This is a genomic window from Clostridium sp. BJN0013, assembly GCF_040939125.1.
GTDB lineage: Bacteria > Bacillota > Clostridia > Clostridiales > Clostridiaceae > Clostridium_B.
Window position 1 is genome coordinate 4,038,079 of the sequence record NZ_CP162495.1, and the last position, 18,498, is coordinate 4,056,576.

General features: G+C 30.8%; 19 protein-coding genes, 7 tRNA genes and 1 pseudogene. 6 read left to right on the forward strand and 21 right to left on the reverse strand.

What is annotated here, in order from left to right; genetic code table 11:
• Positions 1-36 precede the first annotated feature (36 nt).
• The 8 genes from AB3K27_RS20910 to AB3K27_RS20945 all read right to left on the reverse strand — a co-directional run bounded on the left by AB3K27_RS20910 (position 37) and on the right by AB3K27_RS20945 (position 1,286).
• Positions 37-112 (reverse strand) — tRNA-Thr (locus AB3K27_RS20910).
• A gap of 4 nt (positions 113-116) precedes the next feature.
• A tRNA-Asp gene (locus AB3K27_RS20915) sits at positions 117-193 on the reverse strand.
• A gap of 6 nt (positions 194-199) precedes the next feature.
• A tRNA-Val gene (locus AB3K27_RS20920) sits at positions 200-275 on the reverse strand.
• Between the two features lie 8 nt (positions 276-283).
• Positions 284-358, reverse strand: a tRNA-Glu gene (locus tag AB3K27_RS20925).
• A 107-nt stretch (positions 359-465) separates the two neighbouring features.
• Positions 466-542 (reverse strand) — tRNA-Asp (locus tag AB3K27_RS20930).
• Positions 543-548: 6 nt separating this feature from the next.
• Positions 549-624, reverse strand: a tRNA-Val gene (locus AB3K27_RS20935).
• A gap of 9 nt (positions 625-633) precedes the next feature.
• Positions 634-708 (reverse strand) — tRNA-Glu (locus AB3K27_RS20940).
• Positions 709-914: 206 nt separating this feature from the next.
• Positions 915-1,286: a CoA-binding protein gene (locus AB3K27_RS20945; RefSeq protein WP_368489201.1), complete on the reverse strand. Its 372-nt coding sequence runs from the start codon at positions 1,284-1,286 to the stop codon at positions 915-917.
• Positions 1,287-1,577: 291 nt separating this feature from the next.
• Here AB3K27_RS20945 and AB3K27_RS20950 point away from each other — a divergent pair, with 291 nt between their 5' ends.
• The gene (locus AB3K27_RS20950) at positions 1,578-2,807 is read left to right on the forward strand and encodes an NAD(P)/FAD-dependent oxidoreductase (RefSeq protein ID WP_368489202.1); all 1,230 of its coding nucleotides are present in this window, start codon (positions 1,578-1,580) and stop codon (positions 2,805-2,807) included.
• Between the two features lie 13 nt (positions 2,808-2,820).
• Here AB3K27_RS20950 and AB3K27_RS20955 read toward each other — a convergent pair whose 3' ends face one another.
• The 3 genes from AB3K27_RS20955 to AB3K27_RS20965 all read right to left on the reverse strand — a co-directional run bounded on the left by AB3K27_RS20955 (position 2,821) and on the right by AB3K27_RS20965 (position 6,533).
• Entirely contained in the window at positions 2,821-3,570 is a 750-nt protein-coding gene (locus AB3K27_RS20955; RefSeq protein WP_368489203.1) for an acyl-[acyl-carrier-protein] thioesterase, read from the reverse strand.
• A gap of 166 nt (positions 3,571-3,736) precedes the next feature.
• Complete coding sequence (locus AB3K27_RS20960; RefSeq protein ID WP_368489204.1) at positions 3,737-5,023, reverse strand: adenylosuccinate synthase; 1,287 nt, start codon at positions 5,021-5,023, stop codon at positions 3,737-3,739.
• Between the two features lie 106 nt (positions 5,024-5,129).
• A complete protein-coding gene (locus AB3K27_RS20965; protein WP_368489205.1) occupies positions 5,130-6,533 on the reverse strand; it encodes an NAD(P)/FAD-dependent oxidoreductase in 1,404 nt (467 codons plus the stop codon).
• Positions 6,534-6,928: 395 nt separating this feature from the next.
• Here AB3K27_RS20965 and AB3K27_RS20970 point away from each other — a divergent pair, with 395 nt between their 5' ends.
• Positions 6,929-8,236 carry a M18 family aminopeptidase gene (locus AB3K27_RS20970; protein WP_368489206.1) on the forward strand — a complete coding sequence of 436 codons (1,308 nt, stop codon included), beginning with the start codon at positions 6,929-6,931 and terminating at the stop codon, positions 8,234-8,236.
• 86 nt (positions 8,237-8,322) lie between these two features.
• On the opposite strand, the gene AB3K27_RS20975 is transcribed toward AB3K27_RS20970, so the two are convergent.
• The 3 genes from AB3K27_RS20975 to AB3K27_RS20985 all read right to left on the reverse strand — a co-directional run bounded on the left by AB3K27_RS20975 (position 8,323) and on the right by AB3K27_RS20985 (position 11,447).
• Complete coding sequence (locus AB3K27_RS20975) at positions 8,323-9,672, reverse strand: citrate/2-methylcitrate synthase (RefSeq protein ID WP_368489207.1); 1,350 nt, start codon at positions 9,670-9,672, stop codon at positions 8,323-8,325.
• 385 nt (positions 9,673-10,057) lie between these two features.
• Positions 10,058-10,786 (reverse strand): EcsC family protein, encoded by a 729-nt coding sequence (locus tag AB3K27_RS20980; protein WP_368489208.1) that lies wholly within the window; start codon positions 10,784-10,786, stop codon positions 10,058-10,060.
• 64 nt (positions 10,787-10,850) lie between these two features.
• Positions 10,851-11,447: a TraR/DksA C4-type zinc finger protein gene (locus AB3K27_RS20985; protein WP_368489209.1), complete on the reverse strand. Its 597-nt coding sequence runs from the start codon at positions 11,445-11,447 to the stop codon at positions 10,851-10,853.
• Between the two features lie 157 nt (positions 11,448-11,604).
• On the opposite strand from AB3K27_RS20985, the gene AB3K27_RS20990 reads away from it, so the two are divergent.
• Entirely contained in the window at positions 11,605-11,868 is a 264-nt protein-coding gene (locus tag AB3K27_RS20990; RefSeq protein ID WP_368489210.1) for a hypothetical protein, read from the forward strand.
• Between the two features lie 197 nt (positions 11,869-12,065).
• Positions 12,066-13,376: pseudogene (locus AB3K27_RS20995) on the forward strand (2-isopropylmalate synthase); the annotation flags it as partial.
• Positions 13,377-13,473: 97 nt separating this feature from the next.
• On the opposite strand, the gene AB3K27_RS21000 reads toward AB3K27_RS20995, so the two are convergent.
• The 7 genes from AB3K27_RS21000 to AB3K27_RS21030 all read right to left on the reverse strand — a co-directional run bounded on the left by AB3K27_RS21000 (position 13,474) and on the right by AB3K27_RS21030 (position 16,096).
• Positions 13,474-13,977, reverse strand: coding sequence for a GNAT family N-acetyltransferase (locus tag AB3K27_RS21000; protein WP_368489211.1), 504 nt, complete (start codon positions 13,975-13,977; stop codon positions 13,474-13,476).
• A gap of 367 nt (positions 13,978-14,344) precedes the next feature.
• Positions 14,345-14,470: a DUF2992 family protein gene (locus AB3K27_RS21005; protein ID WP_368489212.1), complete on the reverse strand. Its 126-nt coding sequence runs from the start codon at positions 14,468-14,470 to the stop codon at positions 14,345-14,347.
• Positions 14,471-14,650: 180 nt separating this feature from the next.
• On the reverse strand, positions 14,651-14,857 hold the full coding sequence (locus tag AB3K27_RS21010) for a tyrosine-type recombinase/integrase (protein ID WP_368489213.1): 207 nt from the start codon (positions 14,855-14,857) through the stop codon (positions 14,651-14,653).
• Between the two features lie 24 nt (positions 14,858-14,881).
• Complete coding sequence (locus AB3K27_RS21015; RefSeq protein WP_368489214.1) at positions 14,882-15,160, reverse strand: hypothetical protein; 279 nt, start codon at positions 15,158-15,160, stop codon at positions 14,882-14,884.
• A 58-nt stretch (positions 15,161-15,218) separates the two neighbouring features.
• The gene (locus AB3K27_RS21020; RefSeq protein ID WP_368489215.1) at positions 15,219-15,380 is read right to left on the reverse strand and encodes a hypothetical protein; all 162 of its coding nucleotides are present in this window, start codon (positions 15,378-15,380) and stop codon (positions 15,219-15,221) included.
• Positions 15,381-15,407: 27 nt separating this feature from the next.
• Positions 15,408-15,545, reverse strand: coding sequence for a hypothetical protein (locus AB3K27_RS21025; RefSeq protein WP_368489216.1), 138 nt, complete (start codon positions 15,543-15,545; stop codon positions 15,408-15,410).
• Positions 15,545-16,096, reverse strand: coding sequence for a DUF4334 domain-containing protein (locus AB3K27_RS21030; protein ID WP_368489217.1), 552 nt, complete (start codon positions 16,094-16,096; stop codon positions 15,545-15,547). Before AB3K27_RS21030 ends, AB3K27_RS21025 begins: the two co-directional genes overlap by 1 nt.
• Positions 16,097-16,430: 334 nt before the next feature.
• Here AB3K27_RS21030 and AB3K27_RS21035 point away from each other — a divergent pair, with 334 nt between their 5' ends.
• Positions 16,431-17,000 (forward strand): HAD-IC family P-type ATPase, encoded by a 570-nt coding sequence (locus AB3K27_RS21035; protein WP_368491300.1) that lies wholly within the window; start codon positions 16,431-16,433, stop codon positions 16,998-17,000.
• 68 nt (positions 17,001-17,068) lie between these two features.
• The gene (locus AB3K27_RS21040; protein WP_368488366.1) at positions 17,069-18,193 is read left to right on the forward strand and encodes an IS4 family transposase; all 1,125 of its coding nucleotides are present in this window, start codon (positions 17,069-17,071) and stop codon (positions 18,191-18,193) included.
• Positions 18,194-18,498 lie beyond the last annotated feature (305 nt).

Genomic DNA, 18,498 nt, shown 5'->3' on the forward strand with positions numbered 1-18,498 from the left:
ACATAAACCCCATGATACAATTTCATGGGGTTAACATGGTGCTGGCAGTAGGCTTCGAACCCACGACCTACTGATTACAAGTCAGTTGCTCTACCAGCTGAGCTATGCCAGCAAAATGGCGACTCAGAAGGGGATCGAACCCTCGACCTCCGGCGTGACAGGCCGGCACTCTAACCATCTGAGCTACTGAGCCTCATGTTGGTGGGCACAACAGGGATCGAACCTGTGACCCCCTGCTTGTAAGGCAGATGCTCTCCCAGCTGAGCTATGCGCCCACATACAATGGTGACCCCTAGGAGAATTGAACTCCTGTTACCACCGTGAAAGGGTGGTGTCTTAACCGCTTGACCAAGGGGCCTAAAACAAATTTAGCTTTTTAACTTAAATCAAGTAACTCTCTCATACTAGAGTAGACTTCTCAATTTAAGTTAAAGGCCTATTATAACAAATAAATGTTACAAGGCATGGCGACTCAGAAGGGGATCGAACCCTCGACCTCCGGCGTGACAGGCCGGCACTCTAACCATCTGAGCTACTGAGCCTTATGTTGGTGGGCACAACAGGGATCGAACCTGTGACCCCCTGCTTGTAAGGCAGGTGCTCTCCCAGCTGAGCTATGCGCCCATATAATAATGGTGACCCCTAGGAGAATCGAACTCCTGTTACCACCGTGAAAGGGTGGTGTCTTAACCGCTTGACCAAGGGGCCTCTACTTATGCATCAAACCTATCCAGCGGTCCGACATAGTCTATAATACAAAATATTTTCCAAAGTGTCAACACTTTTTTTTATATTCTTAAATATCTTTTTCTATATTTCTACCAAGGACCTTATATATCAACACTTTACGCTAATTTGAAAATTATATAAGTTTTTATTTACGCCGAATTAAAATCAAGATTTTAGCTTGTACTCTATCTTCGGGAAAGTTCAACAAGTGCACATCCCTCTACAAAATTTATTCTATTATTATTACAAAAACTCAATATTTCATCACTTTCTGCGCCAGGTTGTATTAATATTTTATCTATTCCCAATTTACTGGCTTCCTTAACCACATGTATTCCTATTGCAGGATTTATACATAAATCTAGTACATTTATACTAAAAGGCACCTCTGCCAAAGATTTATAAGCACCTCCTTCAAAACTTTTAGGGTTTACCCCTGCTACATTAAATTCATTATCTTTTAGCGAATTCAATATCTTAAAAGCATATTTTTTATTATTAGCCACATTACCAGCTACCACCCAATTTTTATAATTCAAAAATTCAGAAGCTACCATAAGTGTCTCTCCTTTTACTTCTAATTTAATTATATTATACACAAATTTAAAATAAATATATGATTTTTAATATAAACTATATAAAAAAAAATATAAGTAAGCTAAAATATATTTGTTGTAATACATTTATCCAAACGCAGATTAGCTAATACTCCCTTCTTCAAAGGGAGATAAACACTGCTACGCGCCTGGATAAGTTCTTTTAAGGTTCAGATGGAGATAAACATTTTTCATAAGCAAACTCCACCTGAACTTAAGAATCACTTGATTTTAACTTAGGGAGGTATATTTTTGTTTCATGAAATAATGATAATTGGTGCTGGTGCTTCCGGTATAATGGCTTCAATTACTGCAAAAGACAATGGAAAAGATGTAGGAATTCTAGAATCACAAAAAAGAATTGGGCAAAAATTATTATCAACTGGAAATGGTAGATGTAATATAACTAATAGAAATATAAATTATTCTAGGTATCACAGTAAAAATCCTGATTTTTTTAAGGATACTTTAGATAATTTTACTCTAAATGATACAATTAAATTTTTTAATTCTCTAGGATTACCCCTTACAACTTTAGAAAACGGTAAGATGTATCCACTTTCACTTCAAGCGTCCTCTGTACTAGACATACTAAAGATGGCTCTTGAAGATAGAGATATTCCTATTTATTTAAATTCTGAAGTTAAAGATGTTATTCCTACTAAAAAATATTTTAAAATATTTTGTCAGGATGAAATATATGAATGCAAAAAAATTATTTTATGTACTGGAGGTAAATCCGCTCCTAATACTGGATCTAATGGTTCTGGTTTTAATATATGTAAAAAATTAGGTCATAACATAATTCACCCTATTCCTGCTCTGGTACAGTTAAAGCTGGACTACAATCGCTTAAAAGCCCTTTCAGGAGTGAAATTTAATGGCAGTGTAAACTTACTGATAGATAATAAAATAAAAGAAAAGGATGAAGGTGAATTACTATTTACTGATTATGGGATATCAGGTCCTCCTATACTGAATATAAGCGGCACGGCCTCTTATAATTTGCTCAATAAAAGGTTAGTTGAACTAGAAATTGATATGCTTCCAAACTTCAATAAAGAGGCATTAATAGAGTTTTTAGAAAATCATTGGGGAATTTTTAATTATAGAAGTATCTACAATTCTTTAATAGGAATAATAAATAAAAAAGTAATACCTATACTTTTAAATGAAGCTACGGTAAAAAATATCCATAAGCCCTGTGATGAATTAACCTGGAGAGAGAAAAATAATATATATAAATTAATTAAATCCTGGAAGTTCAAAGTATATGATACCAATTCCTTTAAAAATTCACAAGTTACTTCTGGTGGTATTGATTTATGCGAAATAAACCCAAAAACCCTAGAGTCTAAAAAGATAAAAAATTTGTATTTTGCTGGAGAAGTATTAGATGTATATGGAGATTGTGGCGGTTTTAATCTACAATGGGCCTGGAGTTCTGGATTTATGACAGGAAAAAGTGCTGCTGAAAAATAATTCACCAGCTCTTTTATTTTTTTTGTAAAACAGCTTCTATAGCAGATAACTTTTTACCTTCTTTATCTACAATTTCATGTAGAGATATGTACCCTTCATCTTGTTTCTTTAATTCAGTGTATATTGTTATATTTTCACCATACAGAGCTTCTTTTTCATAAGTTATGTTTAAATTTTTTATAGAATAGTTAAGTACTATATCTAAAGGAATAGTTTCTATCATCCAATCCACATATTTAACATTATTAACATGCCTATTAGTATCTATGTCACTGTATCTTACTTTAAAACTTTTTTCTATGGAAAATTTTTTCGGTAACTTTATTTTTTTGACATACAATAATTCCTTATTTTTTTCGCTTATACCATACATTTCATACATATCTTCAGTTATTCTAAGTATTTTACGTCTATCAATATCTATTAAAATCCACACAGAGTCTGCACCAGCTATAATATTACCTTCTTTATCCAAAACCTCAAAAGTTCTATAGGCATAGAACTTTTTAAAAGAGCAAGCTTTAGTTCTCACAGTAATTTTTTCACCATAATGGGGGTATCTATCTATATGTATATTCCACTTGTAGAGAACCCAAGCTATACCTTTCTCTTTTAAATACTCAAGACTCCCTCCTATGACCTGAGAATGTTTTGTAGCTATATCTCCAAAATAATTTATAAGACTTGTTACAAGTAATCTTCCCTTAAAATCTATTTCATAATATTGAACCTCATATTCTTTTTCAAAAGTTGATTTTTCCAATATTCTCCCCCCTATAATATCTTCAAAATTAATATTAATTTTAAAGGCACTATTTTTTATTATACCTTATTTTATAACATAATTTTTATTTTTTCTATAGAATAAAAATTTCACCTTTAAATAAATTTTAAAAATTAATAGAATTTATTTAAAGGTGAAATTCAAATTACATATTATTCAAATTTATTGTTTGATCTCTTCCTGGTCCTACAGAAACTATGGATATTTTTGTATTAGTAAACTGCTGTATTTTATCTAAATATTTTTTAGCATTCTCCGGCAATTCATCATATGTCTTAGCATTTTCAATATCTTTATCCCAGCCATCAAATTCTTCATATACAGGCTCACATTTGGCTAAATCCTGCAAACTAGCAGGTACATAATCTATAATTTTTCCATTAAATTTATATCCTGTACATACCTTTACCTTTTCAAGTCCCCCTAGAGTATCTATTTTAGTAATAGCAAAATTAGTAAGTCCTGAGACTCTACTACTGGTTTTAAGTATTACAAGATCCAGCCATCCGCATCTTCTAGCTCTTCCTGTAGTAACTCCATATTCACGTCCACTTTTTCTGATCCAATCTCCTGTATCATCAAAAAGTTCTGTTGGGAAAGGTCCTTTTCCTACTCTTGTGGTATAGGCTTTTGCAACACCTATGGCACCTGTTATAAGTGTAGGTCCTATTCCTGCACCTATACATACTCCCCCTGCAATGGTACTTGAGGAAGTAACATAGGGATAAGTTCCATAATCTATATCCAGCAAAGTACCCTGAGCCCCTTCAAATAATACCTTTTTATTATTTCTAATGTTATTATACACCTCTACAGATGTATCCTTAACATAAGATACCAGTTTTTTTCTATATCCCATATACTGATCACAGATTGAATCAAAATCTAAAGTTTTTTCTCCATAAACTTTTGTTATTATATCATTCTTAATTTTCAAATTCTCTTTCAAATTCTCTTTAAATACATCTTCATTTATAAGATCACAAACTCTTATACCGCTTCTTTCCATCTTATCTGTATAACAAGGGCCAATTCCTTTTCCAGTAGTACCTATATCTTTTTTACCTCTGGATCTTTCTTTTATTCCATCTAATACTTTATGATAAGGCATAATAAGCTGAGCCCTGTCACTCACTATTAAATTCTCAGGAGAAATATCTACTCCCACTTTTTCTAAATAATCTATTTCCTGAAATAATGCCTCTGGATCAAGTACTACCCCGTTTCCTATTATATTTACTTTATCTTTATAAAGTATTCCAGATGGTATAATATGAAGTTTATATTCATTATCCCCTACCTTAACTGTATGGCCTGCATTATTACCGCCTTGAAACCTGACAACTACATCCACATCTTTTGCAAGATAATCTGTCATTTTACCTTTTCCTTCGTCACCCCATTGGGAACCTAAAACAATAAATGCTGACATGAGAATTTCCTCCCCTTTTTTATATAGCCTGAAACTTATAATTAATATAATTTCAATTGTAAAATAATGTTAAAAATTTATAAAAAACTTAATAGAATATCTAAAGTTATTTATCAACTATATCCCTGGCAACTACTACACCAGTTACAGAAGCTTGCATAAGTCCCCTTGTAATACCAGCTCCATCTCCTATAGCATATAAATTTTTTATAGACGTTTCAAATTTATCATTAGTTTCAAATTTACTTGAATAAAATTTAACTTCTACACCATAAAGTAATGTATTTTTGCTGTAAAGCCCCGGTGCAATATTATTAAAGGCTTTTAATGCTTCAACTATAGAAGTCAAATATCTTTGAGGTAGAACAAAACTTAAATCCCCTGGTACTGCTGATTTCAGAGTTGGTATAGTAGTAGACTTTCTAAGTCTGGAATAATCAGTTCTTCTACCATTTAATAAATCTCCCAATCTTTGAACCATTATGCCATCTCCAGTAAGCATATTACCAAGCTTTGCAATATATTTACCATAAGTTATAGGTTGATTAAACGGTTCTGTAAAAGAAGTAGAAACCAACATAGCAAAATTTGTATTTTCCGTTCTCAATTCCTTTTCTGAATAGCTATGACCATTTACAACCGCTATAGTGCCATCATAATGTTCCTCAGATACAACACCACCTGGATTCATGCAAAAAGTCCTAACTTTATTATCAAAGGTATCTGAATAGTAAACAAGCTTTGCCTCATATAAATCTTTAGTTAGATGATCCATTATGGAATTAGGTACTTCTACTCTTACCCCTATATCTACAGCATTATTTGTAGTTTTCAAGTTTAATTTTTTAGATTGAATTGAAAACCATTCCGCTCCACCTCTACCCGGTGCAACTATTACATATTTCGCTGAAATCCTTTTTTCTCCTTGCTTATTTTTAACTAAAACTCCTGCCGCTACATTATCTTGTACTAATATATCCTCTACTTCCGTAAGTTCACTAAATTCTGTATTTGTATTATTTAAAATATAGTAATACATTTTCTTTAATACTTCATAAGCCAGCTCTGTTCCTAAGTGTCTTACAGCACATTCTATAAGACGAATATTATATTTACTTGCTTCATATTTTATTTTATCTACTTTTTCATTGTTTAATCCGTATACAGTTTTATTAGCACCAAAATTTAAATATATATCATCACAATATTTTATTAATTCCATGCACTTATCTTCTGAAAAATACTCTAATATTCTCCCTCCCACTTCTGGGCTCAAGGAAAGTTTTCCATCTGAAAAAGCTCCCGCGCCTGACCAGCCAGAAGTGATACCACAAGGACTACAATTTATGCATTTTCCATTTATTCTTGCGGGACATTTTCTTTTTTCTATACTTCTACCTTTATCAATTATCAATACGCTTAAATCCTTATTCAATTTTGTAATCTCCAGGGCAGCAAATATTCCTGCTGGGCCTGCTCCAATTATTACAACATCATATTTTTCCTTCAAGTAGCATCCCTCCTACAACATGGTATCAAAATTGAATGTTACAGTCAACAAATAATACGAATATTTTTTATAAAATTTCTATCAAAATTCGTGAAATGATGGTGAAAAAACTGTTCTTTAACTTAAAAAGTTCATATTATCAAAAAAATAAGCACTAGCCAACTTGCCAGTACTTATTTTTTAATAAGGGAGATCTATACTATTTAAAATTTCCGATAAATTCTATATCAATATAATTATTTTATATAATTATTGTGACAATATTATGTCATATATATTAAATAGTTATTTACTTTTTTAACATTTTATAAATAATATTTTAACTATAATATTGAATATTTGTAATTTGACTAATAAAATATAAATTAAAATCAAAGTTATTTTTAGGAGGAATTATGGAAAATTATGAAATTCAAGAAGCAGAAGAGCTTATAAATTATATTTACGAAAGTCCTACCGCATTTCATGCAGTAAAAAATGCTGTAGATCTGCTTAAAAAATCAGGATTTACTGAAATTAAAGAGGAGAATTCATGGAATTTTAAAAAAAGTGGAAAATATTTTATAACTAAGAATGATTCTGCACTTATAGCTTTTGCAGTGGGAAATGGAGAACTAGAAAAGAATGGATTTCGAGTAATAGGAGCTCACACTGATTCCCCCTGCTTTAAAATAAAACCCAATGCAGACATAAATGTAGAAAATAATTATATAAAAATAAACACAGAAGTATATGGTGGCCCTATACTAAATACATGGATGGATAGACCTCTTGCAATGGCAGGTAGAGTTGTATTAAAAAGTAAAGATCCTTTTTATCCACATACTAAGCTAATAAATATAGCTAAACCCCTTATGATAATACCTAATCTAGCCATACATATGAATAGAGATGTAAATTCAGGTATTAAATTAAGTAAACAAAAGCATATGCTTCCTCTTTTAGCCCTTATAAATGATGAGTTTAAAAGCAAATATTATCTCACTGAAATTATATGTAAAGAATTATCTGTAGTTAAAGAAGACATTCTTGATTTTGACTTATTTTTATATGAATTTGGGAAGGGGACTATAATGGGGGCTAATAGAGAGTTTATATCTTCCAGTAGATTAGACGATTTGAGTATGGTATATTCAGGTATAAAATCCATTTCAGATGCTAAAGTCAAAAGTAGCACAAATATAATGGTATGTTTCGATAACGAAGAAGTTGGAAGTACTACAAAACAGGGTGCAAATTCTCCCATGCTATTATCTTTATTAGAAAGAATAGCTTTTAATTTAGGTAAGAATAAAGATGAATTTTATAGGTCTATATCAAAATCTTTTATGGTATCCTGTGACCTGGGGCATGCACTTCATCCAAACTATGTAGAAAAGTCAGATCCGGCAAATAGACCTATTATAAACAAAGGACCTATTATAAAAATAAGTGCCAGTCAAAATTATACTACAGACGGCATGTCCGGTGCTATATACAAAAACATATGTAATAAGGCTAATATTCCAGTTCAAATATTTGTAAATCATTCAGATGAAAGAGGTGGTTCAACTATAGGTCCCATTTCCTCCAGTCATATTAATATGACATGTGTAGACATGGGTATTCCTATATTATCCATGCATTCTATAAGAGAATTAGCAGGGGTAAAAGATTATGTATATGCAATGAATTCTTTTAAGACATTTTATAATTTAAATTAACATCTAATACAGAATAAACAAAAAATTGTAAGTAAAAATTAAATTTAATTTTATGCTTACAATTTTTAATTAAGGCAAGAAATAGTCTACCTATCCTCTAAAGAAATATAATTTCGTCTTCTAGAAACACATTTAAAAGCGGGTCTGACAATTTTACCATTATTTATAATTTCTTCAATACGATGTGCACTCCAACCTACTATTCTTGAAATAGCAAAAATAGGTGTATACATTTCAATTGGTATGTCAAGCATTCTATATACAAAACCAGAATAAAAGTCAACATTTGCACTGACATTTTTATTAACCTTTGACAGATTTTTCATTAGCCTAGATGCTATATGTTCTACTTTTGCATAAAGTCTATATTCATCTTCTAAACCTTTTTCCTTAGCAAGCTTTTCTACATGCTTTTTAAAAATAACCGCTCTTGGATCTGAAATAGAATATACAGCATGTCCTATTCCATAAATAAGACCAGACCTGTCAAATGCTTCCTTGTTAAGCAATTTGGTAAGATAATTTTCAATTTCTTCATCATCATCCCAATCCCTTAAATTCTCTTTCATATCACTAAACATCTCAACTACTTTAAGATTTGCCCCTCCATGTCTTGGTCCTTTTAAAGAGCCAAGAGCTGCTGCAATTACTGAATAAGTATCTGAACCTGAAGATGTTACAACATGGGTAACAAAAGAAGAATTATTACCTCCTCCATGTTCAGCATGAAGTACTAAGGCAAGATCTAAGAGCCTAGCTTCAAGTTTAGTATATTTACAGTCATTTCTAAGCATATGCAAAATATTTTCAGCAGTACTTAAATGTGGTTCAGAACTGTGAATAATAAGACTCTTATTTTTATGATAATGAGAAAAAGCATGGTATCCATAAACACCAATTAAAGGGAAACAAGCTATAAGTCTAATACACTGTTTCAATACATTATCTATGGAAGTACTATCTGCATTATCATCAATACTGTAAAGAGCCAGTACACTTCTTGCCATTGAATTCATTATATTTTTACTTGGCATTTTCAATATCATATCACGAACAAAATCCTCAGGTAAATTCCTATACTTTGAAATAAGTTCTGTAAATTCATTAAGTTCTTTCTTATCAGGCAGCTCACCAAAAAGCAATAAATAACAAACTTCTTCAAAACCAAAACGATCATCTTTTAAAAAACCATTGACAATATGTTGTATATTAATACCTCTATACATTAAACTGCCAGGAATGGGAATAACTTCATTTTCATCTATAATGTATGAATGGACTTCTCCAATTTCTGTTAATCCTACAAGTACTCCCCTACCATCTGCATCTCTAAGACCACGTTTAACTTGATATTTATTATATAATTCCGGATCAATAGAATTCTTTAACTTTTTAGATAGATTTCGCTCAAATTTTTCTAAATCCACATTATCCATAATACATTACCTCACAAATTATTAATTTATAGCCCTACCTATAATTATAAAGTTTTAATTTTAACATACTAAAAAGTGCTTCTTTATGTTAATATTAATCTTCAAAACAAATAAAAACACATATTAAGGAGCACTAACATAACAATAAAATTAATTTTCTGTATAATTGAGTGTATTATATAAAATTGTATTATATAATACACTCAATTATACAGAAGAAAGTTACACTTTTCAATTAATTTTTAATAATTAACTTTAATCCACTAAATTTGTAAGGTAATAGCCTGCTGCATTAAATTAATCAAGCAGTTCAATATACTTAAATACCACTGTCACAAAACTGTAATAAAAATTCAGTTACTTATATGTATTAAACTGCATTTTATCAATTAACAACATGGTCTAAAATCCTAAGTCTATATGCATTCATAGCAGTGTTTCCTAGTTTATCCATGAGCTTGTAATTGGCATAAGCGCCCACTACTGCACCAATTCCCGGTACCATTTGAAGCATTTTTGCAATATCGATATAGTCTCTATATTCCTGCTGGAAAGTTCTCCAGTCAAAATCATCTTTATTCATTGGAAGAGATTTAGAATGATCTTTCCAATGTGATATAATATCATAAATTTCATTTCTTCTCTTTTGACTTGAGAATGCTATTTGAAATATATATAAAATATATAACCTTTCCTTATAATTTTTTAAATCAAAACCATAAATTCCTGCTACATCAAATAAAAATTTTATCTTTAAACTTAAAAGTATCGGAAAATCTGCTAAACTTAAAAGAATACCCCCTGCTCCAGTTCCTGCTCCACTTAACATTGCAGCTTTTCTGTAAGATTCTATTTTTTCCCTTACTAGATTTTCTCTATTTTTTAAACTTAAGCTGTGAAGTGGATTTTTTGAAATATACTTGCAAGTAAATATTACTATTTTAACCATATTTTTTATGGATCCAGTAATTATGACATTAGCTTTTTCCGGAATAATACCATTTAATTTTTTCTGGATACCCTTAGTAAAATTATTTGTGAAACTGGAATTTTGGGTCATTTCCTTCTGCCAAACTAATAATTCTTTTAAAACTTTACTTTCATATGAATTCATATATTCTCCTTATAAAAATAAATTTTACAACTATGTTTAATATACCTCAAAACTTATTTAAGTTCTAGTATAATTGATTTTTATACTGTTCGTTACTTATTTTTTCTATAGGCTCAACATATTCTTCATCTTCGTCCTCGTATTCTTCAATTGTATTTTTTCTTCTATTAAATTTTCCCACCGATTGGTAGCTATCTTCTGCATCAAATTCTGTTTGGCTATCATACCCTAAATCAAGAGTATGTTCAATAACATCTTCTTCTACAGGTCTATTTCTTTTTTCCGCAGGTTTCATATTGTCAATAGTTCTTTGACAATCAATACAATACTCAGCGTAGGGAATAGATTCTAACCTACTTTCGCTTATATTTTTTCCACATTTTTTACATATGCCATAAGTCCCATTTTCTATATTTTTTAAAGCATCCTCTATTTTTCTTATAATAATTTTTTCATTTTTTTCAAACGCCATTCCTCTTTCTTTATCATATATACTACTAGCACTATCTGCAGGATGATTGTCATAAAAAGATAATTCTGCAGACATTTCAGTATTGGATTTTATGGTTTCATTTTTTTCCATTTGTTTCAATAAATTATACGCTTCATTCTTCTGTGATTCTAATTTGTATTTTAGATTTTTTAGCAATTTATCATCCATATTAGCATAACACCTTCCATTTATATTTAAACATATACTTATTTTAACTTAAAAAATATCATTTATTCCGTAATTATAAATTATCATGTAAGAACAACAAAATTCTCTTGATAAGGAAGACTAAATAATGTAAAATAAATACAACAGGATAAAGGATATGAAAAGGAATAGTACCTATAGTCTAAATTTTAGAAAGCTGTTGGCTGATGTGAAACAGTATAAAGAATATAGGGAACTCGCCTTGGAAACTTCTACTCAAAATTCAGAACTAGGCTATATGCAATTTCTGAAAAGTAGATATAGACAGAAACCCTCTGTTATAAGGGAAAGACATCAAGTTCTTCTGAGATTCAGGTGGAGTTTGCTATTGAGAAATGCTTATCTCCACCTGAACCTTAGAAGAACTTATCCAGGCGCGTAGCAGTGCTTATCTCCCACTTTAAAGAAGATGTGAGCGTTAGCAATGGTAGCGTTCGGATAAAATTTATTTAACTTGTGTCTCTAAAATATAAACTTAAATTTATAAATTAGAGTGGTACAGCGAAGATTTAATCTTTCGTCTCTAACTGCAGTATCAGCAGAAGACGAAAGATTTTTTTATTACTATGAAAAAGGAGAGAAGGTGCTCTTAAAGCAATTGTTCATTTATATAATTCCACTTCTGTTGCACAAAGGGAGCAAGTATTCAAAAAAACAAAAGAAGAGGTTAAACAACTAGCTATAGAAGGAGCCAAATTATTAAAAGAATTATCATCAGATACAGAGGGCAATTTTTCTTTTCAATACAGTCCTGAAAGTTTTCCAGGAACTGAAGTAGATTATGCACTTGATGTGTGCAATAATATACTTGATATTTGGCAGCCAGATTGTGGACATAAAGTAGTTATTAATATCCCTACAACTGTTGAAAATGCTATGCCTCATGTATTTGCCAGTCAAGTGGAATATATAAATAATAATTTAAAATACAGAGAAAATGTTATTTTATCATTACATCCTCATAATGATAGGGGCTGTGGAGTTTGTGATGCAGAACTTGGATTATTGGCAGGTGCAGATAGAATTGAAGGAACCTTATTTGGAAACGGAGAAAGGACAGGCAATGTAGATATTATTACAGTTGCCATGAATCTTTATTCTCACGGCGTTGATCCCAAATTAGATTTTAGCGATATACCAAATATTTGTAATAAGTATGAAAAACTCACCAAAATGAGTGTACATGAAAGACAACCTTATGCTGGTTCACTGGTATTTACAGCTTTTTCTGGTTCCCATCAGGATGCCATTGCAAAAGGTATGAGCTGGCGTGAAGAAAAAGATTGTAAACATTGGACAGTACCTTATTTACCTATTGATCCTAAAGATGTAGGAAGAAAATATGACTCGGATGTGATACGCTTTAACAGTCAATCAGGAAAAGGTGGTGTCAGCTATATTCTTAAACAGAATTTTGGCATTCAATTGCCTGAAAAGATGAAGGAGGAAATGAGTTATATATCCAAATCAATTTCCGATGCCCAGCATAAAGAGTTAACTCCAGAATGGATCTATGAAGTGTTTGAATCAGAATATATGGGAACCAGTCACATTTTCAGAATAGATGAATGCCACTTTAAGCAGCAAGATGGTATAATTGCAGAAGTTACAATTGAATATAATAAGCGGTATAAAGTACTAAATGGCAAGGGAAATGGAAGATTAGACGCCGTCAGCAATGCTTTAAAGCAATATTTTTCTGTGAACTATGAAATATCCTGTTATGAAGAACATGCCCTGGAAAAAGGTTCTTCTTCAAAAGCTATATCTTATGTAGGAATTACCTGTCATGATAAATTGTATTGGGGGGTAGGGGTCGACCCAGACATTATAAAATCTTCTATTCAAGCTTTAATTGCTGCAATTAATCGTTCGGGACAAATATCATAAATTAATAAATCACTTGTAAAATAATCTTAATCTTTCAATTTTAAATTATATAATATTGAAAGATTACATAGATTATTTTACTTTTATATTTTTGGTTTTAATCTTTTAACTTCAATTCCATAAATCTTGTACCTTTTATTGGATTATATACATATGGTTCAATATCATAGAAACCAAAGGATACATATAAATCCTGAGCTTTTTTCATCGCTTCAAGAGTATCCAGTCTCATGTAACTATAATTAAGCCTTAAGGCCTCTTGAATTATTATATTAACAAGTTTTTTTCCAATACCTAATTTTCTATAAGTATCTCTAACGTACAATCTTTTCATTTCGCATATATTTTTAGAAATTTTGCGGAGTGCAATAGTACCTGCTGCTTTGTTATCAACCAGTGCTAATATTAAAATTCCATAAGGTGTCCCGTATTTTCCCGGCAGTACTTTAACCTCTGTCTCGAAATTCTGAAAGTATAGATCTATTTTAAGTGATTGCGCATATTCTAAAAAAAGTTTCCTTACTTCTTCTACCATGATGCTTTGTTTATATACATGTTCAAATCGAATAATAGAATTACTAATATTAAAATTAGATTTCATAAATTATAAATCACCTCACTTGAAACTATTTAGCTCCACTTTTAAACAAGTTCAACAACAGATATAATCCTATACTATCTATAAATTTTGAATAATTGCATAACTTTCAATAAATGCACCTATGAGCACAAAAAACAAACCTAGCAAAACAATCCACTTATATAAAAAAATTTGTATGGTTGAAACAATAAAACTTTTTGATGTTTCCCAGCTTTGTAAAAAATTTTTACTTTTCAAAAAACCATCTGGCAGCAAATAATAACTTACAATTGAAGTGCCAAAAAAAATCATAAGATATAAAGCAGCGGTTGTAAAAATTCTTATTGTTACTTTTTCATGAACTAAACCTTGTTTTATAAATTTTATATTAAAAACCTCCCATAACAAACATTAAACTTGCCACTTCTAATTTTTCATCAACTACCCGTTCACAAACACCTATCCAAAAACATTCATCAAAAAATACTGTGAATTTACTTCTTACTATATTCATAAAGTTCTTCCTAAGTAAATTAACTAAAGAATGGACAACCTTAGGAGGCAGGTTACTGACAGTTAAATCCTAACTGCGTCCGGACTATCAACCGGAATTGTATTTTTATCTTTGCTGCTTAAATACTAGCTTTTTTAGTGGTGCCTGTCAAGGTTGACACCAATTTCACACCAATTTGTATTATATCGCTTCGAGCAATTCCAATGCTTCTTCTTTCTCTTTTTTAAATACATGAATATAGGTGTCATATGTTGTTGATATAGCAGCATGACCAAGCCACTGACTTACAACACTGATACTGACACCTGATTTCAATGCTCTGCTGGCAAAGGTATGTCTAAGTTGATGAATAGTTAAAGGCTTATCAATATCTGCTTTTTCAAGCACCCTTGAGTTGACTTTTTTTCGGAATTACGACATTGACCATTGGATTTCTTGCAATATCGCTCCAATATAGTCACTTAGCATAATCTTTTTATTTTCTATCACACCACAAGCAACAGTTTTCTTAAACACCTTTAATTTTCGCTTTACCTCTGCTCCTGTTTTTCCATATTCATAATGTGGTTTCATCATGTTTTCATCTTTATATTTTGCTATCCATCTCCCATCTTTTCGTTTGTAAATACTACCTTCACCATAATCTCTATATTTTCTGTTTTTCTGCTCAACTGTAACCATTAATCTCATTCACTTTCCACAAAATCAAGATACACAGAATCAAATTCGTAATAGCAGTTAATGCTTCTCAGTTAACTTCAACCATTCTTAATTCATCTTCTAGAGGAACAGCGCCTATTTCACCAAATATACCATAGTCTACGCAATTGGCTAAAAAAATAATATTAGGATTTTCTTCTTTAACAATTGCTTCATATTTTTCATATGACTTTTTATCAGACAAATCCATATGAATAATTTCGGATGCAATTGGTAATTATTTTTGAAGATCCTCCAACAATTTTTTATCCTTATCAATCAACCAAATTTCATCTATATCTATTTTGTTCAGTTCTCTTACAATTTTCCTACCAATTCCTAAAGCAGAATCGGTAATAACAGCTATATTTTTCATTAAATTGTACCTTCCTGTACTCTATCCAAAATAAAAAAATATGATTTATCCGTTTTAATTCCTTTAATGTCCATAATTCCCATGAGCGTATTATCATCCACCTTCCTGAAAATATCAATAATCCCTTTTGTATCATAAACCATAGCTGAAGTCACTTTGCCTCTATAATTTACTTCTCTTAATCTTGCCGAGCTTTTATTAGTAGAAAGAATCGGAACAACTACTTTCATAGCTAAGTTCACAATCCTATGAGGAATTTTATCGAATGGCAATGTGATTGGAATTAAAGTAGGATTACCCGCATATAATTTTCCGTTTTGTTTTTCAAAAATTAACGGATAAACTTCTTCGGAATTGACGAATCTTTTTCCATACCAGCCAGCTGCTTTCAGAAGTCCTTCGAACGGATGTCCAGTCTTCATTTCCGAACCCTTCCATAATCCCCACATTTCATCTGGAATAACAGGTTCTAAACTATCATAAAATGCAAAAGCATCTTCTTGAGAAATAGTTTCCTTAAGAATTTGATTAACTTTTTCACGATTATCCATCGGATCATTTCCTCCTTTAAGAATGAAAGTAAAAAAATTCTAAGTTTTTTCATTAACCTTTAAAACAACTAACATAACAATTATAATTAAAATTTAGCTATAAAATTTTATATTTTTATTATAGCCTTTAGGCCATTTAAATCAATGACCAGTTTTTTAATAATGTAGCTTATTATGCAAACGGGTTATACCTTGTATAATATCAAAGTTTTTAGATATTATTGTTAAATCTGTACCTACCATAAATACACTACATATTATGCCGCTCAAACGACCTGTTTGTGGGCATTTCCAGAGTTTATATTTCTTTGATAAGACAGTCCTGTATTTGAGTATGGTTTACCTGCCAACCGGAACTGTGTTTTTATCTTTTCTTTTATTCTATCAGGATCATAAGGTAATAGGTATTATTACCTTATCAGATATTCTTAAACAAAATATCAAAGAAGCAATAACAGAGCTTCACTCTGCTGGTATACACCGCACCGTTCTTTTAACAGGAGATAATAAAAATGCTGCAGAATACATTGCCACAAAATCAGGTATTACAGAAATAAATGCCTCTCTACTTCCCGAGGATAAAGTTCGTATTATATCAGAAATAGAAAATGAAGGTGATTACATATGTATGATTGGTGATGGAATCAATGATGCAGCTGCACTAAAAACAGCTTATGTAAAACGGTTGTCAAATGCTACCATATACAATATCAAAGTCAATATTTCAATATCTATGGTAATTAATGTACTAGCAATTATATTATCCTTGTTAGGAGTGTTAAATCCTACTACGGGAGCACTAGTACATAATGCCGGTTCCGTACTGGTAGTAATGAATGCCGCAAGATTATATGATAGAAGCACGAGTGTTGATTATCCAAAATACGTAAATAAAAAGGTATGAAAATGAGGTCATCCTATGGTAATATTAATTTGCTGAGAAAAAATACTACTGTTTAGGAGAGTGACCTCATGAGAAATAATACCACTATATTTGATATATTTCAAACACTTTTAAAAAAAGAAGAAGTAATTACAGTATGTGCGGTTTTAGGCTATAAGGATACATCAAGAAAATTCACAGTATATGATTTGTTTCAATTTTTTATAGCGACAGCAACTAATGAATACAAAAGTTTTAGAGCTGGTTCAGATTTTATGAATGAAGCTGGATTAAGAGCAGTTGATTATTCCACAATTTCGAAGAAAGCAGCAAATGTAGATTATAAAATAGCTAAGAAATTATTTGAGATTCTTATAACTAAATGCAATCGTTCAACTCGAAGAATACTTAAATTACCAAAAGATTTATTAGCAGTAGATTCCACTACTATAACTGTTGGTGAAGGCAGATTGAAATGGGCAAAGTTCAAAGGTAATAAGTCAGGAATAAAGCTGCATGTGGCTCTTAATGTAAATACTTTAATGCCTCAAAAAGTCATTGAAACTACTGCAAACAAACATGATGGTCCAATAGGTGAAAAACTTATTAATACAGATTGTATCTTGGTAGAAGATAGAGCTTATGGGAAACATAAGAGATATGATATGTTTAAATCTATAAAACAAGCATTTGTCATAAGAATCAAAGACAATATAACTCTAAGTTATCCAAAAAACATAAAAAGTTTAAGAACTGAAAATTCTAATATAATCAAGGATGTTACTTGTTATCTTGGAGAAGGCTCTTCTAAAACTGAAAATAGATTTAGAGTTGTTCAATTTAGTGACTTCTATGGAAAATCCATAAGGGTATGTACTAACTTAATGGCCATTACACCTGAAAAAATTGCAGATATCTATAAAGAAAGATGGAAAGTTGAAAGCTTTTTTAGATTTATAAAGCAAAATTTGAATGTTAAAAGATTGTTTGGAACAAGTGAAAATGCAGTTTACAATCAACTTTTTATAGCTTTAATTGCGTATGTATTACTTCATTTTTCTTATGTTAATGTGTCTCAAAATTTGAAATTTGTTAAGTTATCATTTTGTGAGTTTGTTAGAAAACTTCTTAATTCTACACTTCAAGACGAAGTTCAAGTATGCATTGACTTATTATTTAAAAATATCAATAATTATCAAATTTGTTTATGGTGAAAAATGGTTAATCAACATGTGTGTGATAGAAGGATATAATAATTTCTTTTGACTCATAATCACCATCAAGTAATTCTTAAGTTCAGCTAGAATTCTCTCATAAGGAATGCTTTTCTGAATCTTAGAGGAATTTACCTATAGACGTAATAGTGCTTATCTTCTACTTTGAAGAAACTGGAAGTATTAGATAATTGCAATTTGGGGATAAATCAAATTAGTTGACTGAACAACTAATTTTTGATATAATCTCTTATAAATTGCAAATTAAAAATAGAATTACCCCTCATTTACCTGAAAGGCAATGC

Excerpts from the sequence above, each read along its gene's own strand:
- AB3K27_RS20945 (WP_368489201.1), bottom strand. The coding sequence starts at position 1,286 with ATGGTAGCTTCTGAATTTTTGAATTATAAAAATTGGGTGGTAGCTGGT.
- AB3K27_RS20960 (WP_368489204.1), bottom strand. The coding sequence starts at position 5,023 with ATGTCAGCATTTATTGTTTTAGGTTCCCAATGGGGTGACGAAGGAAAA.
- AB3K27_RS20970 (WP_368489206.1), top strand. The coding sequence starts at position 6,929 with ATGGAAAATTATGAAATTCAAGAAGCAGAAGAGCTTATAAATTATATT.
- AB3K27_RS20975 (WP_368489207.1), bottom strand. The coding sequence starts at position 9,672 with ATGGATAATGTGGATTTAGAAAAATTTGAGCGAAATCTATCTAAAAAG.
- AB3K27_RS20980 (WP_368489208.1), bottom strand. The coding sequence starts at position 10,786 with ATGAATTCATATGAAAGTAAAGTTTTAAAAGAATTATTAGTTTGGCAG.
- AB3K27_RS20985 (WP_368489209.1), bottom strand. The coding sequence starts at position 11,447 with ATGGATGATAAATTGCTAAAAAATCTAAAATACAAATTAGAATCACAG.
- AB3K27_RS20990 (WP_368489210.1), top strand. The coding sequence starts at position 11,605 with ATGAAAAGGAATAGTACCTATAGTCTAAATTTTAGAAAGCTGTTGGCT.
- AB3K27_RS21000 (WP_368489211.1), bottom strand. The coding sequence starts at position 13,977 with ATGAAATCTAATTTTAATATTAGTAATTCTATTATTCGATTTGAACAT.
- AB3K27_RS21005 (WP_368489212.1), bottom strand. The coding sequence starts at position 14,470 with ATGAATATAGTAAGAAGTAAATTCACAGTATTTTTTGATGAATGTTTT.
- AB3K27_RS21015 (WP_368489214.1), bottom strand. The coding sequence starts at position 15,160 with ATGAGATTAATGGTTACAGTTGAGCAGAAAAACAGAAAATATAGAGAT.
- AB3K27_RS21020 (WP_368489215.1), bottom strand. The coding sequence starts at position 15,380 with ATGGATTTGTCTGATAAAAAGTCATATGAAAAATATGAAGCAATTGTT.
- AB3K27_RS21025 (WP_368489216.1), bottom strand. The coding sequence starts at position 15,545 with ATGAAAAATATAGCTGTTATTACCGATTCTGCTTTAGGAATTGGTAGG.
- AB3K27_RS21030 (WP_368489217.1), bottom strand. The coding sequence starts at position 16,096 with ATGGATAATCGTGAAAAAGTTAATCAAATTCTTAAGGAAACTATTTCT.
- AB3K27_RS21035 (WP_368491300.1), top strand. The coding sequence starts at position 16,431 with ATGGTTTACCTGCCAACCGGAACTGTGTTTTTATCTTTTCTTTTATTC.
- AB3K27_RS21040 (WP_368488366.1), top strand. The coding sequence starts at position 17,069 with ATGAGAAATAATACCACTATATTTGATATATTTCAAACACTTTTAAAA.